Annotated in this window: 18 protein-coding genes; 8 read left to right on the top strand and 10 right to left on the bottom strand. The window is 69.0% G+C overall.

What is annotated here, in order from left to right; all coding sequences use genetic code 11:
• Window positions 1–133: 133 nt before the first annotated feature.
• The 5 genes from OC534_RS01330 to OC534_RS01310 all read right to left on the bottom strand — a co-directional run bounded on the left by OC534_RS01330 (window position 134) and on the right by OC534_RS01310 (window position 4,760).
• Window positions 134–1,057, bottom strand: a complete 924-nt coding sequence (locus tag OC534_RS01330) for an RDD family protein (protein ID WP_262071243.1) — start codon at window positions 1,055–1,057, stop codon at window positions 134–136.
• A 48-nt stretch (window positions 1,058–1,105) separates the two neighbouring features.
• On the bottom strand, window positions 1,106–1,849 hold the full coding sequence (locus OC534_RS01325) for a GYF domain-containing protein (protein ID WP_017355384.1): 744 nt from the start codon (window positions 1,847–1,849) through the stop codon (window positions 1,106–1,108).
• Between the two features lie 37 nt (window positions 1,850–1,886).
• On the bottom strand, window positions 1,887–2,360 hold the full coding sequence (locus tag OC534_RS01320; protein ID WP_136004468.1) for a DUF494 family protein: 474 nt from the start codon (window positions 2,358–2,360) through the stop codon (window positions 1,887–1,889).
• 42 nt (window positions 2,361–2,402) lie between these two features.
• Complete coding sequence (gene dprA / locus OC534_RS01315; RefSeq protein ID WP_153164829.1) at window positions 2,403–3,533, bottom strand: DNA-processing protein DprA; 1,131 nt, start codon at window positions 3,531–3,533, stop codon at window positions 2,403–2,405.
• 93 nt (window positions 3,534–3,626) lie between these two features.
• On the bottom strand, window positions 3,627–4,760 hold the full coding sequence (locus OC534_RS01310; RefSeq protein ID WP_017354357.1) for a LysM peptidoglycan-binding domain-containing protein: 1,134 nt from the start codon (window positions 4,758–4,760) through the stop codon (window positions 3,627–3,629).
• A gap of 126 nt (window positions 4,761–4,886) precedes the next feature.
• Here OC534_RS01310 and def point away from each other — a divergent pair, with 126 nt between their 5' ends.
• The 5 genes from def to OC534_RS01285 all read left to right on the top strand — a co-directional run bounded on the left by def (window position 4,887) and on the right by OC534_RS01285 (window position 10,912).
• Window positions 4,887–5,399, top strand: a complete 513-nt coding sequence (def, locus tag OC534_RS01305) for a peptide deformylase (protein ID WP_136004464.1) — start codon at window positions 4,887–4,889, stop codon at window positions 5,397–5,399.
• Between the two features lie 99 nt (window positions 5,400–5,498).
• The gene (gene fmt / locus OC534_RS01300; protein ID WP_017354355.1) at window positions 5,499–6,422 is read left to right on the top strand and encodes a methionyl-tRNA formyltransferase; all 924 of its coding nucleotides are present in this window, start codon (window positions 5,499–5,501) and stop codon (window positions 6,420–6,422) included.
• A 1-nt stretch (window position 6,423) separates the two neighbouring features.
• Window positions 6,424–7,764 (top strand): 16S rRNA (cytosine(967)-C(5))-methyltransferase RsmB, encoded by a 1,341-nt coding sequence (gene rsmB / locus OC534_RS01295; protein WP_262071242.1) that lies wholly within the window; start codon window positions 6,424–6,426, stop codon window positions 7,762–7,764.
• A 25-nt stretch (window positions 7,765–7,789) separates the two neighbouring features.
• Complete coding sequence (locus OC534_RS01290) at window positions 7,790–9,511, top strand: glycosyltransferase family 39 protein (protein ID WP_136004460.1); 1,722 nt, start codon at window positions 7,790–7,792, stop codon at window positions 9,509–9,511.
• A 111-nt stretch (window positions 9,512–9,622) separates the two neighbouring features.
• Window positions 9,623–10,912, top strand: a complete 1,290-nt coding sequence (locus tag OC534_RS01285; RefSeq protein WP_262071241.1) for an O-antigen ligase — start codon at window positions 9,623–9,625, stop codon at window positions 10,910–10,912.
• Here the strand turns inward: OC534_RS01285 and OC534_RS01280 are convergent.
• Complete coding sequence (locus tag OC534_RS01280) at window positions 10,897–11,715, bottom strand: glycosyltransferase family 2 protein (protein ID WP_017357127.1); 819 nt, start codon at window positions 11,713–11,715, stop codon at window positions 10,897–10,899. The two genes, OC534_RS01285 and OC534_RS01280, sit on opposite strands and share 16 nt — an antisense overlap.
• On the opposite strand from OC534_RS01280, the gene OC534_RS01275 reads away from it, so the two are divergent.
• Entirely contained in the window at window positions 11,714–12,772 is a 1,059-nt protein-coding gene (locus OC534_RS01275; protein WP_026070936.1) for a CDP-glycerol glycerophosphotransferase family protein, read from the top strand. The genes OC534_RS01280 and OC534_RS01275 overlap by 2 nt on opposite strands.
• Before the next feature lie 22 nt (window positions 12,773–12,794).
• Here OC534_RS01275 and OC534_RS01270 read toward each other — a convergent pair whose 3' ends face one another.
• From OC534_RS01270 to OC534_RS01255, 4 genes are all read right to left on the bottom strand, one after another.
• Entirely contained in the window at window positions 12,795–14,318 is a 1,524-nt protein-coding gene (locus OC534_RS01270) for a PH domain-containing protein (RefSeq protein WP_229296489.1), read from the bottom strand.
• Window positions 14,315–14,830: a PH domain-containing protein gene (locus OC534_RS01265; protein WP_136004458.1), complete on the bottom strand. Its 516-nt coding sequence runs from the start codon at window positions 14,828–14,830 to the stop codon at window positions 14,315–14,317. The genes OC534_RS01270 and OC534_RS01265 overlap by 4 nt, the downstream gene beginning before the upstream one ends.
• Window positions 14,831–14,912: 82 nt before the next feature.
• A complete protein-coding gene (gene ribA, locus OC534_RS01260; protein ID WP_026071013.1) occupies window positions 14,913–16,049 on the bottom strand; it encodes a GTP cyclohydrolase II RibA in 1,137 nt (378 codons plus the stop codon).
• 67 nt (window positions 16,050–16,116) lie between these two features.
• Window positions 16,117–17,034 carry a lauroyl acyltransferase gene (locus OC534_RS01255; RefSeq protein ID WP_017357509.1) on the bottom strand — a complete coding sequence of 306 codons (918 nt, stop codon included), beginning with the start codon at window positions 17,032–17,034 and terminating at the stop codon, window positions 16,117–16,119.
• A 118-nt stretch (window positions 17,035–17,152) separates the two neighbouring features.
• On the opposite strand from OC534_RS01255, the gene dtd reads away from it, so the two are divergent.
• Both dtd and rpoD read left to right on the top strand, forming a co-directional pair.
• Window positions 17,153–17,593 (top strand): D-aminoacyl-tRNA deacylase, encoded by a 441-nt coding sequence (gene dtd, locus OC534_RS01250; RefSeq protein ID WP_017357508.1) that lies wholly within the window; start codon window positions 17,153–17,155, stop codon window positions 17,591–17,593.
• Between the two features lie 89 nt (window positions 17,594–17,682).
• Window positions 17,683–19,533 (top strand): RNA polymerase sigma factor RpoD, encoded by a 1,851-nt coding sequence (gene rpoD, locus OC534_RS01245; RefSeq protein ID WP_017357507.1) that lies wholly within the window; start codon window positions 17,683–17,685, stop codon window positions 19,531–19,533.
• The last annotated feature ends 139 nt before the right edge of the window (window positions 19,534–19,672 follow it).

Genomic DNA, 19,672 nt, shown 5'->3' with positions numbered 1-19,672 from the left:
ATTAGTGAAGGGCAGCGGGCGATATCCATAAACTGAACGCCCGGGTATGCGCCGGGCGTTCAGCTTTCCTGCCTATTAGAGGAATCACGCCGGAGCTGCCCGTGTCAAGCGGCCCGGTGTGAGGGTGCGCCCGTCAGGCCATCGCGGCCAGCACGCCCACCATCGCCACGGCGGCGATGATCAGGGCCAGCGTGGACAGGCCAGCCAGCACCAGAATCACGATCGTGACGGTACCCAGTTCACGGTTTTGCAGGTGCGCGTTCTCGGTGAACGCCCACTTGTCGACCACCACCGTGTCGCACATCAGGTCGTGCAGCGCCTGCTTGCGCTCGGTAAAGGCGGCCATCAGATAGCCGATCATCAGGGTCAGGGTGCTGACGAAGGTCGCAAAGTAGCGGCCCACCGCACGGCCGCGGGTCAGGCGCTGGCCATCGCTGCGCACCACCTTGATGCCCACCGCCATCTTGCCCAGCGTGGCGCCGCCGGCCGAGGCGTGGAACTCGGCGTAGTACACCAGTGAGATCACGATGCCGAGCAGACCGCCGACGATGTCCGAGGTGCTCGACCCGGCGTCCGACCCCGCCATCGCACCGACGGCCAGGCCGAAGATGGCGCCGACGATGCCGCCGATCACCGCGCCGCAGAGGGTCAGCACCACATAGTCGATGAAGTAGGCCGCATACCGCTTCCAGAAGCCGGCATAGACCACCTCGCCGCCCTGCACCACGCCTGCACCGGCATAGCTGCCGGTACTGGCCGGGACGCTGTACGGCGAGTAGGTGCCGCCGCCGGTGCCCGGCAGCGGGGCGGTACCGTTCTCGATGGCGATGTAATCGCCCCGCAGGTCGAACCCGCTGCCGAGGTTCCCGGTGGCGTTGGTCAGATTCTGCAGCTGCAGTTCTTCAACCACATCGCCCAGCGCCTTCCACTGGTCGAAGCCCTCACGCCAGACCAGCGTGGTGAGGGTGATCTCGCCGCGCTGGAAGCGCAGGCGCAGATCGTCGGCGGGCAGTGGCCCCTGGCGTTGTGCGCCGTCGGCGAAGTACCACTCGGTCATTGCATGTGTCCCCTGTTGCTCTCGTCCGTGGAAGAAGTAAGGCGTTGCTCAGCCGCGGCAGACCGTCGGCAGGTACTTGTCGTCCGCGCCGCCGGTGCATTCCCAGTGCCGGGCGTCGCCATCGTAGTCCAGCCACAGCAGCGTGCCGTCCAGGCCGGTGCTGCCGGGAATCGACAGCTCGGCCTCGATGCCGCAATGGTTGTTGTCGAAACGGCCGATGCGCAGCGCGGAGATGCCGTCCAGCGCGTAGCCATCGGCCGGCAGGAAGCCTTCATCGTCATTGACCGGGCAATGCCCGTTGGTGGCGACGAACTCCTCGACCTGGGTCTTGATCGGCGCCAGCGCGACGTAGGCCGCGCTGGCCTTTGCGCGGTGGGTGTAGTCCTGGTATGCGGGCAGGGCGATCGCGGCCAGAATGCCGATGAGCGCCAGGCCACCCACGCCGAGGACGGCCGCGACGATGCCGGCGATGGCACAGCCGGACAGACTCTTCTGCGGCACGGCCACCGGCTGTGCCGGCGGCGGCTGGCTGGCATAGGGGCCGGCCGGAATCTGCGGGGGAAGCTGGGCGGCAGGGCTGTCGGCGTCGACTCCGGCCGGCGGGTCGCTCGGGGCCTGCACCAGGCCGATCTCGTCGGCCACGGTGCGCAGGGCCTGCCACTGCGGCATGCCGTCGCGCCATACCAGCGTATCCAGCGCGATGCGGCTGGACTGGAACAGCGCGATCAACTCATCAGACGTCAGCGGCCCACGCTGCTGACGATTTCCTTCTGCATAGAACCACTCGCTCACGGCCCGCTCCTGAATGCGCAAGGCGCTCAGTGTACGGTCAGTGGAGCGGTTCGGGTTCGTCAATGAACATCTGGGTTTCCATCCAGGCGTAGGCGGCTTCGGCACCAGGCTGGTTGAACAGCACCATCAGCACCACCCACTTGAGGTCGTCCAGGTCCAGTTCGTCCTGGTCCAGGGCCATCGCACGGTCGAGCACCAGCTCGCGCTGGCCGGCGTCAAGGATGCCGTGCTGCTCCAGAAACAGCACGAAACCGCGGCATTCCACGTCCAGCTTGTCCAGTTCCGGGCCGTGGTAGATCCGGACCGGACCGTCCACGCGCGGCTGGGCCACGGCCGGGCGCTGTTCGGCCAGGGCATCGAGCCAATCGAAGGCTTTGTTGATCTCTGCGGGGCTGAAGCCGGCCTGTATCAGGCTGTTCTGGAGGGTGTCGCGATCACGCACAAGATCCGCGTCTTCGCTGAAGTAGTGTTCGAACAGGTACAGCAGGACATCCAGAATGCTCTCTTTCATTGCCCCTCGGCCTGCGTCCATGACGCTGTGGAGGTGAAGAAACTAGGGTTTTCGACAGTAGCGGCCATGCATGGCCATTACCTTTCCGTCCAGTTCCATGACCAGCAGCATGGCCGACAGCCGGGCCGCCGTCAATCCGCTGCGTTGGATCAGGGAATCCATACCTGTTGGGTCGTGGTCCAGTGCCTGCCACAAGCACTGGTAGTCCGGGTCGGAGGAGGGGGCGGCGCTCACACGGCCTGCCCGTGCCTGTTCAGTGGGGGTGCCCAGGCGCGTTCGCAAGGCCTGGGCGAGGGTCTGGGCCAGGGGATCCAGGCCCGCGATCACCTCAGCCACGTCTTCCACCAGCGCCGCCCCCTGGCGGATCAGGCGGTGGCAGCCCCGCGCGCGCGGGTTGCGCACCGAGCCGGGTAGGGCAAACACCTCGCGCCCGGCCTCGGCCGCCAGCCGCGCGGTGATCAGCGCCCCGGAGCGCTCGGCCGCCTCGATCACCAGGGTGCCCAGCGCCAGCCCGGCGATGATGCGGTTGCGGGCGGGGAACTGGCCCGCGTGGGCGGTGGTGCCCGGCGGGTACTCGCTGACCACCGCGCCCTCCCTCGCGATCCGCGCCTGCAGGGCGGCATGTCGTGGCGGGTAGGTCCGGTCCAGGCCGGTGGCAACCACCGCCACGGTGCAACCGCCGGGCTGGTCCAGCGCCGCCGCGTGCGCCCGGGCATCGACGCCGGCGGCCAGCCCGCTGATCACCGACAGTCCCTGCCGCGCCAGACCCCCGGCAAATTCGGCGGCCAGCTCTCCGCCGGCAGGGCTGGGCGTGCGGCTGCCCACCACCGCCACGCCGGGGTGCCATAGCCGCGCCGGCTGACCCTGGACGAACAGCGCCAGCGGCACCTGGGGCATCTGCCGCAGCAGGGGCGGATAGTCGGTGTGGGTGCAGGCCAGCAGATGGTGGTTGTCGTGCTCCAGCCAGCGCAGGGACCGTGCCAGCGCGGCGGAATCAGGCGTCTGCAGTCGCCCGCATTGCGCGGCGTCGCACCCGGCTGCGCGCCAGGCCGAGGGGCCGGCGGCCAAGGCGCGCTCGGCATCACCATGCTCATGAAGCAGGCGGCGGCGGGGGCGGGTCGGGCCGCCCGCCAGCAACAACGTGAGCAGCGGGGAGGGGGCAAGGGTGGTCATCCCCCCACCGTAGGCCGGATGCGCCGACGGCGCCCTGGGGCGCCGTCGGAGTCTTGCGTAGGGATGTTCCGCGTACCGACCAGCGGTCTGTCCCTACTGGGCGTCCGGATGCTTGGCTGCGTAGCCCACATGGACCGGTTTGACGCCCTGCATCACCAGCGCGTAGCTGACCTTGTCGAAGGTGCGGAACACCATCGCATGGGCGGCATACTCGTCGGGCAGGGTGACGCGCCCGGCGCCCGTGCTCAGCGCGTCGTCCATCCGCGAGGAGTTGGGGTACTGCATGCGGTGCGCGACATGGCGACCCTGCCGCCACAGTGAGACCACCGTGCCGTTGTCCACACCATCGGCGCGGCCGGCGGACAGGGCGATCACATCGCGCGGGCCACCGGCCGAGAACATGTCGGTCACGGCCAGGATGCGGATGTCCAGGCCCTCGGTCTGGGCAGCGGGCACGTGCGGGTAGAACTGCAGGTCGTACGGATTGGCTTCCACCGGCACCAGGCGGTCACCGGCACGCACTTCGCGGCCGTCAACCCGGCCCTGAAGCGTCAGCGTGGTCACTTCCACGTTGCCGCTGGCCACGCGCGTCACGGTGCCCACATTGAGCTGGGCCAGCTCATAGCCCAGCGTTGCCTGGCGCTTGGTCGGGACGGTGAAGTCCTTCCAGAGGTTGCCGCTGCCGGGCATGACGTCGCCGTTGGCGTTCAGGTCTTCGGTCGGCTTGGGCAGGGCGTAGCGCACGGTCGGGCGGACCACGGCCCAGCGCTGGCCCACCTGGGCCTGGTCCAGACCGCGCACGTAGGCGATCTGGCCGGTGGTGGCACGCAGACGGTTGTCTTCCAGGCTGACCACGTAGGGCAGCGAGTCGATCTCGTCGACCACGCTCAGCTGCTTCAGGAACGGCTCCACCTGCTCCAGCGGAATCGCGTTGATCGGGGCTTCCTGGCGCGGGCCGGGCTGCTGGCCGACGACGCGATCCAGATAGGCCAGGCTCAGCACGTCGCCCGGGTAGATCAGGTGCGGGTTGCTGACCTGCGGGTTGGCCTGCCAGATTTCCGGCCAGAGCCACGGTTTTTTCAGAAAACGCGCGGAAATGTCCCACAACGTGTCGCCTTTGCGCACGACATAGGTATCCGGGTGCCCGCCATTCATTTCAACGGCGGTAGCATAGGTAGCGACGGTCAGCAGCGCCACGGCGACGACCGTACGAGTACGTTCAAACATGAGTGTGGTGCCTGATTCCCCAACAGGTGCCCGCACTATAGTCCAGAAACCGGGGCGCAGGGCAAGCGTTGGCGATAGAATCGCCCCATACGCCGTTCCCAGCGGCGCCCCCTACCGGTAATTGTCATGGCCATCCTGCCCATTCTTGAGTTTCCCGATCCGCGCCTGCGCACCAAGGCCGCGTTGATCGACGCTGCCGAAGTGACCACGCCTGCCTTCCAGGAGCTGATCGACAACATGTTCCACACCATGTACGAGGCGCCGGGCATCGGCCTGGCCGCCAGCCAGGTGGACGTGCACAAGCGCTTCATGGTGATCGACGTCAGCGAAGAGAAGGACACCCCGCGGGTGTTCATCAATCCCGAGATCGTCGCCAATGAAGGCGGCCAGGTGTACCAGGAAGGCTGCCTGTCGGTCCCGGGCATCTTTGCCGACGTCACCCGCGCCAACCAGATCACGGTGCGCTTCCTGGACCGCCAGGGCGTGGCCCAGGAACTGACCACCGACGGCGTGCTGGCGGTGTGCATCCAGCACGAGATGGACCACCTGGACGGCAAGCTGTTCATCGATTACCTCTCGCCGCTCAAGCGCGAGATGGTCCGCAAGAAGCTGGCCAAGCAGCGCAAGCACGTTGCCTGAGATGGTCGCGGAAACGGCCACGCGGCAGGACCGCGTGCCGCTTCCGGTGTCGCGGCGCCGGCCACCGGCGCCGTTTTTCTTTCTGCAAGTGGGGTCGCCATGAGGATTGTCTTTGCCGGTACGCCGGAGTTCGCCGTCTCGTCGCTGCGGGCCGCCGCCCGCCACCATGAGGTGGTTGCGGTGTACACCCAGCCCGACCGCCCGGCCGGTCGCGGGCGCGGGCTGATGCCCTCGCCGGTCAAGCTGGAGGCGATCGCGCGCGGCATCCCGGTGTTCCAGCCGGAAAGCCTGAAGACCCCCGAAGCGCAGCAGCAGCTTCACGACCTGCAGCCGGACCTGATGGTGGTGGTGGCCTACGGCCTGATCCTGCCCAAGGCCGTGCTCGCCATTCCCACCCACGGGTGCTGGAACGTGCACGCCTCGCTGCTGCCGCGCTGGCGCGGTGCCGCGCCGATCCAGCGCGCGATCCAGGCCGGCGACGCCGAAACCGGCGTGTGCCTGATGCAGATGGAGGCCGGCCTGGATACCGGCCCGGTGCTGCTGCGCCAGCACACCCCGATTGCGGCGGGCGAGCTGGGCGGCCAGCTGCACGACCGCCTGGCCGAGCTTGGTGCGCAGGTGCTGTCCGATGGCCTGGGTCTGCTGCGTGCCGGCATCAAGCCGATCGCCCAGCCGCAGCCCGAGGCCGGCGTGACCTACGCGCACAAGCTGGACAAGGCCGAGGCTAGGCTGGACTGGGCGCAGGACGCCCAGCAGCTCGAACGGACCGTGCGGGCCTTCAATCCCTGGCCGATTGCCGAAGCGCAGCTGGCCGGTGAGCGCGTGCGCATTCACGGTGCAGTGGCGCTGCCCGACAACAAGGGCAAGGCGCCCGGCACCCTGCTGGCGGCGGCCCGCGAAGGCATCGACATCGCCTGCGGCCAGGGCGCGCTGCGCCTGCGCGTGCTGCAGCGCGAAGGCGGCAAGGCGATCACCGCAGCGGACTACCTCAATGCCCGCCGCGACCTGGCCGTGGGCGCCTGAGATGGCCCATCCCCGGCAGGAAAAACAGGCCGCGCCGCGCGCTGCGATGGCGCCCGGCGTGCCCACCCGCGTGCTGGCCGCCAAGGTGCTGGCCCAGGTGATCGGCCGCGGCCGGTCGCTCAAGGCCGAGCTCTCCACCGCTTTGCCCACGCTCGATGACAGCCGCGACCGCGCGCTGCTCGAAGCGCTGTGCTTTGCGGTGCTGCGCCGGCGCAATGCGTACGACGCGGCACTGGCGCAGTGGATGCAGCGCCCGCTGAGCGTGCGCGAAGACGAACTGCGCGCATTGCTGCTGGTCGGCTTCGCCCAGCTGGATGCGCTGGAACTGCCGGCGCACGCCGCGCTGTCGGCCACGGTCGATGCCGCGCGCGCGCTGGGCCGCGAACGCCAGGCCGGCATGGTCAACGCGCTGCTGCGCCGCGCCCAGCGCGAGGGCATCCCCCCGCAGCCGGCGCGCGCGGCGTTCCCGCTGTGGATGGCCGACAGGATCGAACAGGACTGGCCGGACCAGGCCGATGCGGTATTCGAGGCCAGCCTGCAGCCGGCACCGCTGTGGCTGCGGGTCAACCGCCAGCACGGCGATCGCGACACGATGCTGCAGCGGCTGGAGGCGGCCGGCATCGCCGCCGAGGCGTCGCCGATCGCGCCGGACGCGATCCGCCTGCCGACGCCGGTGGCCGTATCGGCCCTGCCGGGCTTTGCCGAAGGCGCGCTGTCGGTCCAGGACCTGTCGGCCCAGCAGGTCGCCGACGCCATGTCGCTGCGCCCGGGAATCCGGGTGCTGGACGCCTGCGCCGCGCCGGGCGGCAAGTCCGCCCACCTGCTCGAACGCGACCCCAGCCTGCACCTGCTCGCGCTGGACATCGATCCACGCCGGCTCAAGCGCATCGGCGAGACCTTCGCGCGCACCGGCGTCGGCGAACACGCGCAGGTGCGTGCCGGCGATGCGGGCGATCCGGCCGCGTGGTGGGATGGCCAGCCGTTCGACGCGATTCTGCTGGACGCGCCGTGTTCGGCCACCGGCATCATCCGCCGCCAGCCCGATGTGCTGCTGCATCGGCGCGAGACCGATATCGAGGCGCTGGTCGCGCTGCAGGCCCGCCTGCTGGATGCCTGCTGGACGATGCTCGCGCCTGGCGGCACGTTGCTGTATGCCACCTGCTCGATCCTGCGCGAGGAAAACCAGTTCCAGGTGGAGGCCTTCCTGCAGCGCACGCGCAACGCCGGTTTCCTGCCGCTGGGTGACGCATTCGGCCACGATTCCTGGGCCGGGCGACAGCGCCTGCCGGGTGAAAACGGCGCTGACGGCTTCTTCTATGCGCGTCTGCTAAAGAAGGGTTAGGCCAACACCGCTAGAATCGCGCCCCATGCTCAACACCCGCGCGTCCCGAGAGTTCTGGTTGCTCGCCCTGATGGCCCTGCTTGTGCTGGGGGCCGGTCTTGGCCTGCGCGACCCGTGGCCCTCCGATGAACCCCGCTTCGCATTGGTCGCCAAACAGATGGTGACCAGTGGCGATTGGCTGTTCCCGCATCGCGGCACCGAGCTTTACTCGGACAAGCCGCCGATGCTGATGTGGTCGCAGGCGATCCTGTATCGCCTGATCGGCGACTGGCGCGTGGCGTTCCTGCTGCCGTCGCTGCTGGCGGCGCTGGGTACGCTGGCCTGCGTCTACGACCTGGGACGGCGCCTGTGGACGCGGCGGGTGGGGCTGTATGCCGCCTGGGCGCTGCTGTTTGCGGTGCATTTCACCTTCCAGTCGAAAAAGGCGCAGATCGATCCGCTGGTGGTGTTCTTCATCACCCTGGCCAATTACGGCCTGCTGCGCCACCTGCTGTGTGGGCCGGCGTGGCGATGGTGGTGGCTGGGCTGGTTCGCGGCCGGGCTGGGCGTGATCACCAAGGGCGTGGGTGTGCTCGCGCTGCTGATGATTGTGCCCGCGGCCACGGCGTCGCTGCTCGGATGGCCGCGGGTCAGGCTGCACATCCGCGATGCCCGCTTCTGGCTGGCGCCGCTGGCATTCGTGCTGGCCATCGCGATGTGGTTCGTGCCGATGGTGCTGACCGCGCTGGGCAGCGGTTCGGCCGAGTACCGGGCCTACCTGGACGACATCCTGTTCCGCCAGACCGCCAAGCGCTACGCCCAGTCCTGGGATCACCACCAGCCGTGGTGGTACTTCCTGGCCACCATGCCGTCGATGTGGCTTCCCGCCTTCCTGGTCCTGCCGTGGGCGGTTCCGGCCTGGTGGCGGCGGCTGCGGCGGCGCGATCCACGCTACCTGATGCTGCTGGGCTGGTGGCTGCTGATCGTGCTGTTTTTCTCGATCCCGCACGGCAAGCGCGATGTCTATATCCTGCCGGCGCTGCCGATGTTCTGCCTGGCGTTGGCCCCGCTGCTGCCCGGGCTGCTGCGGCGGCGCGACGTGCAATGGCTGATGGGCGCCTTCACTGCCGTGCTGGCACTGGCGCTGCTGGGCGTGGGCATCGCCATGCTCGGGGGCGAGCCCGGCTTCGAACGCAGCCTGATCATCAAGCGCGGCATCGACACCGCGGTGACCAGCGGCCTGGCCTGGATCGGCATCGCACTGGGCTGCGGCGCGGTGATGAGCCTGGTGTTCAGCGGGCGCCGGCGCTTCCACGTGGCGGCGATCGCCACGCTGGCGATGGCCTGGGTGGCCTACGGGCTGATCGGCTATCCGCTGTTCAACGATTCCAGTTCCGCGCGCGGGCTGATGCAGCAGGTCGGCCAGCGGATCGGCCCGGATGCGGAGCTGGGCCTGGTGGCCTGGAAGGAGCAGAACCTGCTGATGGCCGACCGCGCGGCCACCACCTTCGGATTCAACCGACGCTGGGACAACCAGCTGCGCGACGGCGTGGAGTGGCAGATGCAGGCCCCCGCGCAGCGCTGGCTGCTGGTGCAGGAAGACGCGCTGCTGGGCTGCGTGGATCGCGACAGCGCCACGCTGGCCGGGGTCGCCAACCGGCGTCGTTGGTGGTTGGTGCGGGCCAGTGATATCCGCGGTCCCTGTACGGCCACGGCGGCTGAACAGAAGCGCGAACGCGAGTTGCACAGAATCGATGGCGATGAGTAAAGATAGCCGGGGTCATCGGGCCATCCAGGTCCGCAGGCCGCTCCGTGGGCGCCGGTCGCGCCGGTCGTGTCAATGGGCCTTGCGGCCTGGGCGTGGTAATCGAGGTTGGCAATGAAGCAGCAAGGCGCGTCCAGCACGACCGACGTGGCGTCATTCCCGCCCTTGCAGGGCCGTCTCGGCGTGGCGCATTGGGTCGCCAACATCGGCCTGTTCTGCCTGCCGGCGCTGATCCTCAGCGTGCCGCAGAACCTGCTGCCGTACGGCCTGCTGCTGTTGCTGGGCAGCCTGCTGGCACCGCTGGAGCTGTGGCGCGCGCGGGTCATGGCCGGTCGTCCGCTGGTGGTGCTGGGCTGGCTGATGCTGGCGGTGATCGCACTGTCGCTGGTGTCGATGCTGCTGTTCGAGCAGGGCCTGCGCGATATCGACAACCGCTCCCGCTTCGTCGTGATCCCGTGGATCATTCTGTGGGTCTGCGCGCTGCGCCCGGCGCTGCACTGGCTGTGGGCTGGTTCGCTGGTCGGCCTGCTGGCGGTGATGGTGTTGTCGGTGGTGCAGGTGATGGGGGGGGCGCCCCGCGCCGAACTGAGCACCAATGCGATCGTGCTGGCCGACATCGTGCTGATGCTGATGGTGCTGCTCGTGTTCTGTCGCCCGCACCACCGCTGGCCGTGGGTGATCGTGGGCATGATCGCCGGCTGCGTCACGATCGTGCTCAGTGGCAGCCGCGGCGTATGGCCGGCGCTGGTGGCCCTGCTGGTGGTGATGGCGATGAGCCTGCGTTGGCGGACCGGGCGGGCGCGGCTGTCGGTGCTGCTGGCGCTGCTGGCGATCGCCGGCACGCTGGCGTTGACCGTCCCCGGCCTGCGCGAGCAGGTGCGCCTGACCGAACTGCAGCACGATGTGGTGCGGATGGAGCGCGGCGACAGCGATTCCTCGGCCGGCGCCCGTGTCGAACGCCTGCAGGTGGCCTATGAGACGTTCTTCGACCACCCGCTGATCGGGGTGGGGATCGGCCACTTCGACAGCGCGATGCTTCGCCTGCCGGTGTGCCGCGAAGACCCGGACGAGCCGCGCTGCCACCTGGGCCACGCGCACAATGACCTGGCCGAGTGGTCGGCCACCCAGGGGGTGCCCGGGCTGTTGCTGCTGCTGGCCGTGTACGGCGTGCCGCTGCTGGTGTTTGCCAGGCTGCACCGGCGCAGTGGCCAGATCGGCTTCCGCGGACCGGCCGCAGCCGGGATCATGGTGGTGGTGGCCTACGTCCTGTGCGGCCTGACCCAGTCGATGTTCGCCCACCAGATCACCGCGAGCTTCTACGTCACCATCGTTGCCCTGCTGACCGGCCTGTCGGTCCTGCAGGGACACGCCCACCGCCAGCGCCCGGCTCAGGCCGGCGGCTGATCCCGGGGCGGGTCCGCCACCGGCTGGCCGATCTGCAGCATCCACAACATGATGGTCTTCTGGCGCACGTAGTTGGCGCGCACGTAGGCGTACACCAGTCCGTGCCAGCCATCGCGGAACCCGCCGCGGAACAGCCAGCCGCGCCAGAAGCGCCACGCCGGGGCCAGCACCAGCTTGCCCAGCGTGGCGCGCTTGCCGCGGGCGAACTCGTGTTCGGCCATCATCCGCGCATAGCGCTGGGTCTTGGCCAGCTGCTGCTCCAGCGAACGGTAGGGGTAATGGATCAGGTCGCCGCGCAGGGTGCCGACGGTACCGTCGACGCTGGCCGCTTCATGGATCTCCCGCTTGCCGCGCCAGCCGCCGTGGCGGCGGTCGAACAGCCGCATCACCCGGTCCGGATAGGCGTTGCCGTGACGCAGGAACTTGCCGAAGTAGGCCGACAGCCGCGCGAACCGGTAGCCGTGATGGCCGGCGAAGCCGCCAGCCTGGGCGCTCTGGATCGAGGCGCGCAGGGTGTCGTCGACGCGCTCGTCCGCGTCCAGGCACAGCACCCAGTCGTGGCTGGCCTGCGCGACGCAGAAGGCCTTCTGGCTGCGGAAGCCGTCGAACGCGCGCTGCAGCACGCGGGCACCGGCGGCGCTGGCGATGGCCACGGTGGCATCGGTGGAATGGGAGTCCACGACGATGATCTCGTCGCAGAAGGCCAGTGAGGCCAGGCAGTCGCCGATGCGGTCGGCTTCATTGAACGCGATAATGCAGGCCGAGATGCGAGGCCGTTCAACGGGAGCGGTCGTGGAGGACATGATGGCCGAGTACCTGCTGTTTGCGACGGAACGCTATGCGTTGCCTATTCTCGCCCCACTGGCCGAGGCGTTGCACGCATCCGGGCAATCGGTGTCGACCTGGTTCGTCGACGGCGCGGCCGGCGCAACGCTGCCGGGGGTGCCCGGAATAGACCTCAAGCAGGCGCTGGCGCTGCGTCCGCGCGCGGTGTTCAGCGCCGCCAACTGGGTGCCGCCGTTCATTGCCGGGGCCAAAGTACAGGTCTTCCACGGCTTCAACGTGCAGAAGCGCGACAGCGCGCGCGGCCACTTCCGGGTGCGCGGTCTGTTCGACCTGTACTGCACGCAGGGTCCGGCGACCACCACGCCGTTCCGTGACCTCGCCATGCGCGATGGCCATTTCGCCGTCGCCGAAACCGGTTGGCCCAAGCTGGACCCGCTGTTCCGCGATGACGGTGGCCTGTCGGCCGCCCTGCGCGCCCCTGCCCAGGCGCGCCCGGTGATCCTGTTCGGCTCCACCTTCACCGAGCGGCTGAGTGCGGCGCCGCACCTGTATGACCCGATCGCCGCCGACATCGCCCGCGGCGACCGCTACTGGCTGTTGACCCTGCATCCCAAATGTCCCCCCGCGCTGTTTGACCGCTACCGCGCGCTGGCCGGCGCCAACGCCGCCTTTATCGAGCCCGAGCAGGTGATGGCCGCGCAGCGGGCGGCGGATGTGCTGGTGTCGGACACCTCGTCGATCGTGTCCGAGTTCGTGGTGCAGCACAAACCGGTGGTGACCTTCCGCAACCGGGTGCCGCAGCCGCACATGATCGACTTCGACGATGCGGCGCAGCTGCCGGCGATGCTGGCGCGCGCACTGGCGCCGGAGCCGGCCTTGATGGCCGAGATCCGCCGCTATGCCGATGCGATCCATCCCTATCGCGACGGCTGTTCCAGCGAACGGGTGATCGCGGCCACCGAGGACTTCCTGGCCGGGGAACTGGGCCGCCTCAAACGCAAACCGTTCGGCGCCTGGACGCGGGGCCTGCAGATCCGCCGCGACCTGGGATACTGGGGGCCGTCCAGGCGCTGAGGGTGGGCCCCCGGCCGCGCGTCTACCAGTGCAGCCGGCGCCTGGCCAGCGCATCGCCCAGCTGCGCCTGCAACGCGCGGGCCTCGGCGTCGGGCAGGTAGCGCAGGCACAGCGGGAGGCTGCCGCCGGCACCGGCCGTATCCAGCCAGAGGCTGGCAGTGCCCAGCCAACGGTCCAGCGGCGAGCGTGACAGGCGCAGCGCCTGCACCTTGTCCACCTCGGCGAACCGCCACCAGCGGTGCCACCAGCCGCCGCGGACGGCCACCAGTGCGTCGTCCACGTAGTAGCCCATGCGCGCCATACGCCGCCGCGCGCTGAACGCCGACCACGGCAGCCACAGCAGCACCAGCAGGCCCCAGCGCTGGTCTTCCCACACGGCACCGGCAGCCAGCAGCAGAGCGATCACCAGCGCCGGCAGGCACAGCCGCCACCAGCCGCGCCGATCCACCGGCTGCCACGTGGCCGGCGGCCACTGCGCATGCGGCAGCAGGTGCTGCACCAGCGCATCGCACGCGGCCGGCGTGGCCAAGGGGGCCAGCTCGCGCAGGTCGCGCCGTTCGCCATCGCCCGGGGTGCTGGCGGCGATGTCGATGCCCAGATGGCGACGCCCGAACAGGCGCTGCAGGGGACTCTCGCGCAGGGTCCAGGCCTGGATCCGACGCCGCGCCACGCTGGTGCGCAACCGGGTCAGCAGGCCACTGGACACGGTGAGGCGTCGCTCGTGCTCGCTGAGCTGGAAACCGTGGTAGCGCAGGAAGGCCAGCGTCACCGACAGCGCCCGCAGCAGCAGCCAGAACACCAGCAGCGCGGAGGCACCGGCCACGACCCACATCCAAGTGCTGGGATGCAGGTGGCTGGCGTAGCCGAACGCCTGCCGGCTGCCGTTGTCGAGTACGTCGGAGACCGTCCCGCTCGGCACAAACTGCATCACCGCGCCCACGGCCGCCAGCACCACCACCCAGCCACGGTCGGACAGCAGCCCGATGCGCAGCACGTCGCGTGCGCCCAGCCGCAGCAGCACCGGGTCGGTGGGAAGTGGTGGCGGTTCGGTCGCGCCGGGCGCGGCGACGGCCACCGTCGGTTGCCCACGCTGGCGGACCAGTGCTTCCAGTGCGAGTGCCTGGTCCAGCTTGAGCACGCGCATCTCCGCTTCCGGCCGGTTGCCGCCGGCCGATTCCAGCTTCAGCTCGGCCACGCCGAACAGCCGGTGCAGCGGATTCTGGTGCACCACCACGTTGTGGATGCGCGCGAACGGAATCTCGCGGCGGTTGCGCGACACCACCCCGCTGCGCACGGTGATCGCATCGCGCCCGATCTGGTAGCGGTAGGTCAGGTACTGCAGCAGGGCGTACGCTACCAGCCCCACCACGGCGATCAGCGGGCCCAGTGTGAGCCACAGCTGGTCGCGGTCGCCGCGGTTGCCGAACACCACCAGCGCCACCAGCGGCAGCAGGGATTGGCGCAGCTGCATCAGCAGCACGAACAACCACGACCACGGATGCAGGCGTTGCTCGGGTGCCGGAGTTTCGGGGGCCGGGGTGCTCACAGGGCGTCGTCGTCCTGGTCGAGCTGGTGGGCCAGGGTGTCGCGCAGGCGCTCGGCATCGGCCTGGTCCAGGCCACTGATCGAGACCGCACTCATGCGGCTGCCGGCGGTGTGCACCACCAGCGTGGCCAGCCCTGCACTACGCTCGATCGGCCCGCGACGCAGGTCCAGGTGCTGTACGCGCGAGATCGGGACATGGGTTTCCTGCTGCCACAGCAGCTCGCGGCGCAGGCCCAGCCCGCGCGCATCCAGGCGCCACGACGTGCGGCGCTGACGGCGGAAGCCAATCACCGCGCCGATCAGTGCGCCGAGCACCACCATCGCGGCCACGCCCCACCATCGCCCGGGCAGCGCCAGCAGGAACCAGCCGGCACCGAGCGCGCCGCCGGGCAGCAGCGCGCCGGTCAGCGCGCCGCTGGCTGCGGCAATGGAGGCCGCACGCAGCGGCAACGGCTGCCAGGCTGCCGGAAGCGGCAGCGCGGGCGGCACGACGGGATCGATGGACTCGGTCAAGGCAGGGCGCTCGGCGTGGACAGGGCCGGACGCCCGCGTCAGCAACCGGCGCCCGTGGCGCAGACGGTAGCAGGTTGCCCGGTTACTGCGCGGCCTGGATCAGCGCGTCGACATCGAGCAGGTGCCCCGCGCGCTCGGCCTTGGTGCGCAGGTAGTGCTCGTTCTCGACGGTGATGTCGCCGGTGACCGGCACGCACTCCACCACCTCGATACCTGCATGGCGCAGGCGCTGGGCCTTGGTGGGGTTGTTGCTGAGCAGCTGCACCCGCGACACGCCCAGGCCCTGCAGCATCGCCGCCGCGCTGCCGTAGCGGCGTTCGTCGGCGCCGAAGCCGAGCTGTGCATCGGCGTCGATGGTGTCCAGGCCGTCATGTTGATAACCGTACGCGCGCATCTTGGCGGCGATACCGGTACCGCGCCCTTCCTGGTCCAGATACAGCAGCACGCCACCGCCAAGATCCTTGAGCTTGCGCAGGCCGCGGCGCAGCTGATCGCCGCAGTCGCACTTGAGCGAGCCGAACAGATCCCCGGTCAGGCAGGACGAGTGCACGCGTACCGGCACCACGCCGGACAGATCCGGGGTGCCGACGATGATCGCCACCTGGTCGCGCTGGGCGACGCCGCCGCGGAACACCGCGAACTCGGTCATGCCGACGTCGCGCAACGGCACCGGCGAGCGCGCCACCAGCTCGTAGGCATGGGCGGCCTGCTCGGCGCCCTGGTGCAGGTCGCACAGAGAGACCTGCGCGCAGCTGTCGAAGCGGGTATCGGCCGGGTCCAGCAGCACCCCGACCGTGGCCGGCAGCAACAGGCCCAGCCGCGCCACTTCGATCGCGCCGTCGTCCAGCGCCTGGCCGGCGCTCCAGCCTGGCGGCATCGCCTCCGGTTCGCGCAGGTAGCCCAACGATGGCAGTGCATCGAAATCGATACCGGCCAGCGGCACGCGCGCGCCATGTTCGGCCGCCACGCCCAGCACCCGCGCGCGGGTGGCGGTGAGGAACAGGTAGTGCTGGCCGGCCGCGGCCTCGGCGAAGGCACCGAAGCTGCTGCGGGTGCTGCTGTCCAGGGCGATGAACGCCAGGCGCTGGCCGTGGCTGTCATCGATCACCACCGGGCGGCCGGCACGCAGCTCGGCGACCGCGCGCTCGCAGCGGATCGCGGCCGGATCGCCGAACAGGGAAGAAGCAGCATCAGACATGGCAGGGGCCGTGGGGGACATCGTGGGTTCACAGTGGGGACGAGGGGCGACGATTCCAATCGCGCCCGGGCGCGACACAGCGTCGCATTCAGTGCGGGTGTTCCTCGGTGGCGTAAGGGTCCACTTCGCCGCTTTCCGGCGGGCGCAGCGTGTAGCGCTTGTAGGTCCACTGGTACTGGCTCGGATCGCGGCGCGCGATCCGTTCAATCCCGGCATTGAGCGCGCTGGCGGCGGTGCGCGGGTCCGGGTCGGCCACCGTCGGCGGCGCCGGCTCGATGTGCAGGGCGAACTGCATGTCCGGGCCGATCCGCTCGCACCAGCCGTACAGCACGGTCGCCCCGGTACGCTCGGCGAGCCGGTTGACCAGGGTCATGGTCAGCGCCTCGATGCCGAAGAAGGGCGCGAACACGCCGTCGCCGGCCTTCGGCTGCTGGTCGGGCAGGATGCCGGTGGCCCCGCCGTCCTTGAGTACCTTGAACAGCTGGCGCACGGCCGGGCCCTCGGCGCGCACCTGCTGCACGTTGTCGCCGCCACGCACCAGCTGCAGGAAGGCGTCGCCCACCGCTTCATCGGGCGCCTTGTAGACGATGGCGATGGGCCCGCGCGAGGCCAGCCACTGGTTCAGCAGCTCCCAGTTGCCGTAATGCGGGGCGGCCACGATCACGCCCCTGCCCGAGGCCAGCGCGGCGTCGTACAGGGCCTCGCCGTGACGCTCGGTCAGGCAGGCCAGGTTGCGCTCGCGGGGCTGGGTCCACAGCCGCAGCGTTTCGATGGCCTGCATCGCGGTCGAGCGCAGCACCGCCTTGTGCAGCGCCGCGCGGTCGGCCGGGGCCAGCTCGGGGTAGGCCAGCTCCAGATTGCGTCGGGTCACCCGGCTCTCGCGGGCATTGAGGCGGATCCACAACCAGGCCAGGGCGGCGGCGAACCCACGCAGCCAGGCCCAGGGCAGGCGGGTGAACAGGGCAGCGGCGCGATAGGCCAGGCGGGCGGTGGTATGCGGTTTCATCACGTGGAAGTCTAGCCGCTGGGCGGTGCGGGAGCATCCGCAGCCCGCCCACGGTCCGGATCGCCAACCGCACCCCCAGGCTCTAAGGTGGTCCTCCCTCTGCCACGGAAGCCCTGCCATGCTTGTTCTCATCCAGCGCGTCAGCCAAGCCAGTGTCCGCGTCGACGATGCCGTGGTCGGGCAGATCGGGCCAGGGCTGCTGGCCCTGGTCGGCATGGAGCCGGGCGACACCGACGCGCAGATCCGGCGGATGGCCGATCGCCTGCTTGGTTACCGTGTCTTTGGCGACGAGGGCGGAAAAATGAACCGATCGCTGCTCGATACCGGGGGTGGCCTGCTGCTGGTCAGCCAGTTCACCCTGGCGGCGGACACCGCCAGCGGCATGCGGCCGGGCTTCAGTACCGCCGCCGCGCCTGCGGAGGCTGAACGTGGATTCAACCAACTGGTCGAAACATGCCGTCAAAAGCACGCCCCAGGGGTGGAAACCGGGCGGTTTGGTGCCCATATGGTTGTCAGCCTGGTCAATGATGGTCCCGTGACCTTCCTGCTCAGACCCTAGCCCCGGGACCACCGCCCGGGAAGGCGGGGCGCCGGGCTGGTATAATGCTAGGTTCTATTCCCTCTCCCAGCCGGTGGCGCGAGCACTACATGGCCAACGAACGTCCTGCCCAGCAAAACGACATCAAGCTTCTGATCAGCAAGGGCCTGGAACAGGGCTACCTGACCTACGCCGAAGTCAATGACCACCTGCCCGACGACATCGTCGACCCGGAGCAGATCGAAGATATCATCGGCATGATCAACGGCATGGGCATCGATGTCCATGAAGTTGCACCCGATGCCGAAACCCTGTTGCTCAACGATGGCAACACCGGCAACCGCGAAGTCGATGACACCGCGGCCGAAGAAGCCGCCGCCGCGCTGAGCGCGCTCGACACCGAAGGTGGCCGCACCACCGACCCGGTGCGCATGTACATGCGCGAAATGGGTACCGTCGAACTGCTGACCCGCGAAGGCGAAATCGCCATCGCCAAGCGTATCGAAGAAGGCCTGGGCCAGGTCCAGGCTGCGCTCGGCACCTTCCCGGTGTCGGTCGAAACCCTGCTCGCCGATTACGACGCGCACAAGGAAGGCAAGAAGCGCCTGGCCGAAGTGATCGTCGGCTTCAACGATCTGGTCGAGGAAGTCCCGGCCCCGGCCGTGGCCGAAGACACCAGCGACGACGCCGACGCTGATGCCGACGAGGACGAAGACGACGACGTCGACGCCGAGGAAGACGCCGGCCCGACCGGCCCGGACCCGGAAGAAGTCGCGCGCCGCATGCAGGCGCTGACCGACGCCTATGCCGCGTTCAAGAAGGCGGCGGCCAAGGGCGACCGCAAGCCGCTGGCCAAGCTGCGCGACGACATGGCCGCCGTGTTCGTGACCCTGAAGCTGCCGCTGCCGCTGACCGACGTGCTGGTCAAGCAGCTGCGCGACGTCATGGCCGACATCAAGTCCCACGAGCGCCGCGTGCTGAACCTGGCGACCGTGACCGCGCGGATGCCGCGCAAGGACTTCATCCGTTCCTGGGAAGGCAACCAGACCAACCTGGAATGGGTGGAAGACGCCCTCAAGCGCAAGCAGAAGTGGTCCTCGGCCCTGCGTGATGTGAAGGACCAGATCATCGCCGAGCAGCAGGCCACGATCGACATCGAGAAGACCACCTGGCTGGAACTGGAAGAGCTGAAGGAAATCAGCCGGGCGATGGCCTACGGTGAAGCCAAGGCGCGCAAGGCCAAGAAGGAAATGGTCGAGGCCAACCTTCGTCTGGTGATCTCCATCGCCAAGAAGTACACCAACCGAGGCCTGCAGTTCCTCGACCTGATCCAGGAAGGCAACATCGGCCTGATGAAGGCCGTGGACAAGTTCGAGTACCGCCGCGGCTACAAGTTCTCCACGTATGCGACCTGGTGGATCCGCCAGGCCATCACCCGTTCGATCGCCGATCAGGCCCGCACCATCCGTATTCCGGTGCACATGATCGAAACGATCAACAAGTTGAACCGCATTTCCCGCCAGATGCTCCAGCAGTACGGCCGCGAGGCCACGCCGGAGGAGCTGGCCAAGGAAATGGACATGCCGGAAGACAAGATCCGCAAGGTGATGAAGATCGCCAAGGAGCCGATCTCGATGGAAACCCCGATCGGCGACGACGAGGATTCCCATCTGGGCGACTTCATCGAGGACACCAACGTGGAGTCCCCGATCGAGAACACCACCAACATCAATCTGTCTGAAACCGTGCGCGACGTGCTGGCCGGCCTCACCCCGAGGGAAGCCAAGGTGCTGCGCATGCGCTTCGGCATCGACATGAACACCGACCACACCCTTGAGGAAGTCGGCAAGCAGTTCGACGTCACCCGCGAGCGCATCCGCCAGATCGAAGCCAAGGCGCTGCGCAAGCTGCGTCACCCGAGCCGCTCCGAGCAGCTGCGCAGCTTCCTGGATATCGATTGATCTCCGCGTTGGTGCGTTGATGAAAAAACCCCGCTTCGGCGGGGTTTTTTTATGGGGTGGCGGGAGCGGGTGCCCCGACGGTGGAGCCGACCGTCGGTCGGCTGCCCGCGTGCAGCGCGGCAGTCGGGGGGGCGGTACG

The sequence above is a fragment of the Stenotrophomonas sp. Marseille-Q5258 genome, assembly GCF_946900935.1.
Classification (GTDB): Bacteria; Pseudomonadota; Gammaproteobacteria; order Xanthomonadales; family Xanthomonadaceae; genus Stenotrophomonas; species Stenotrophomonas nematodicola.
This window is presented reverse-complemented; position numbering and strand designations above follow the sequence as displayed.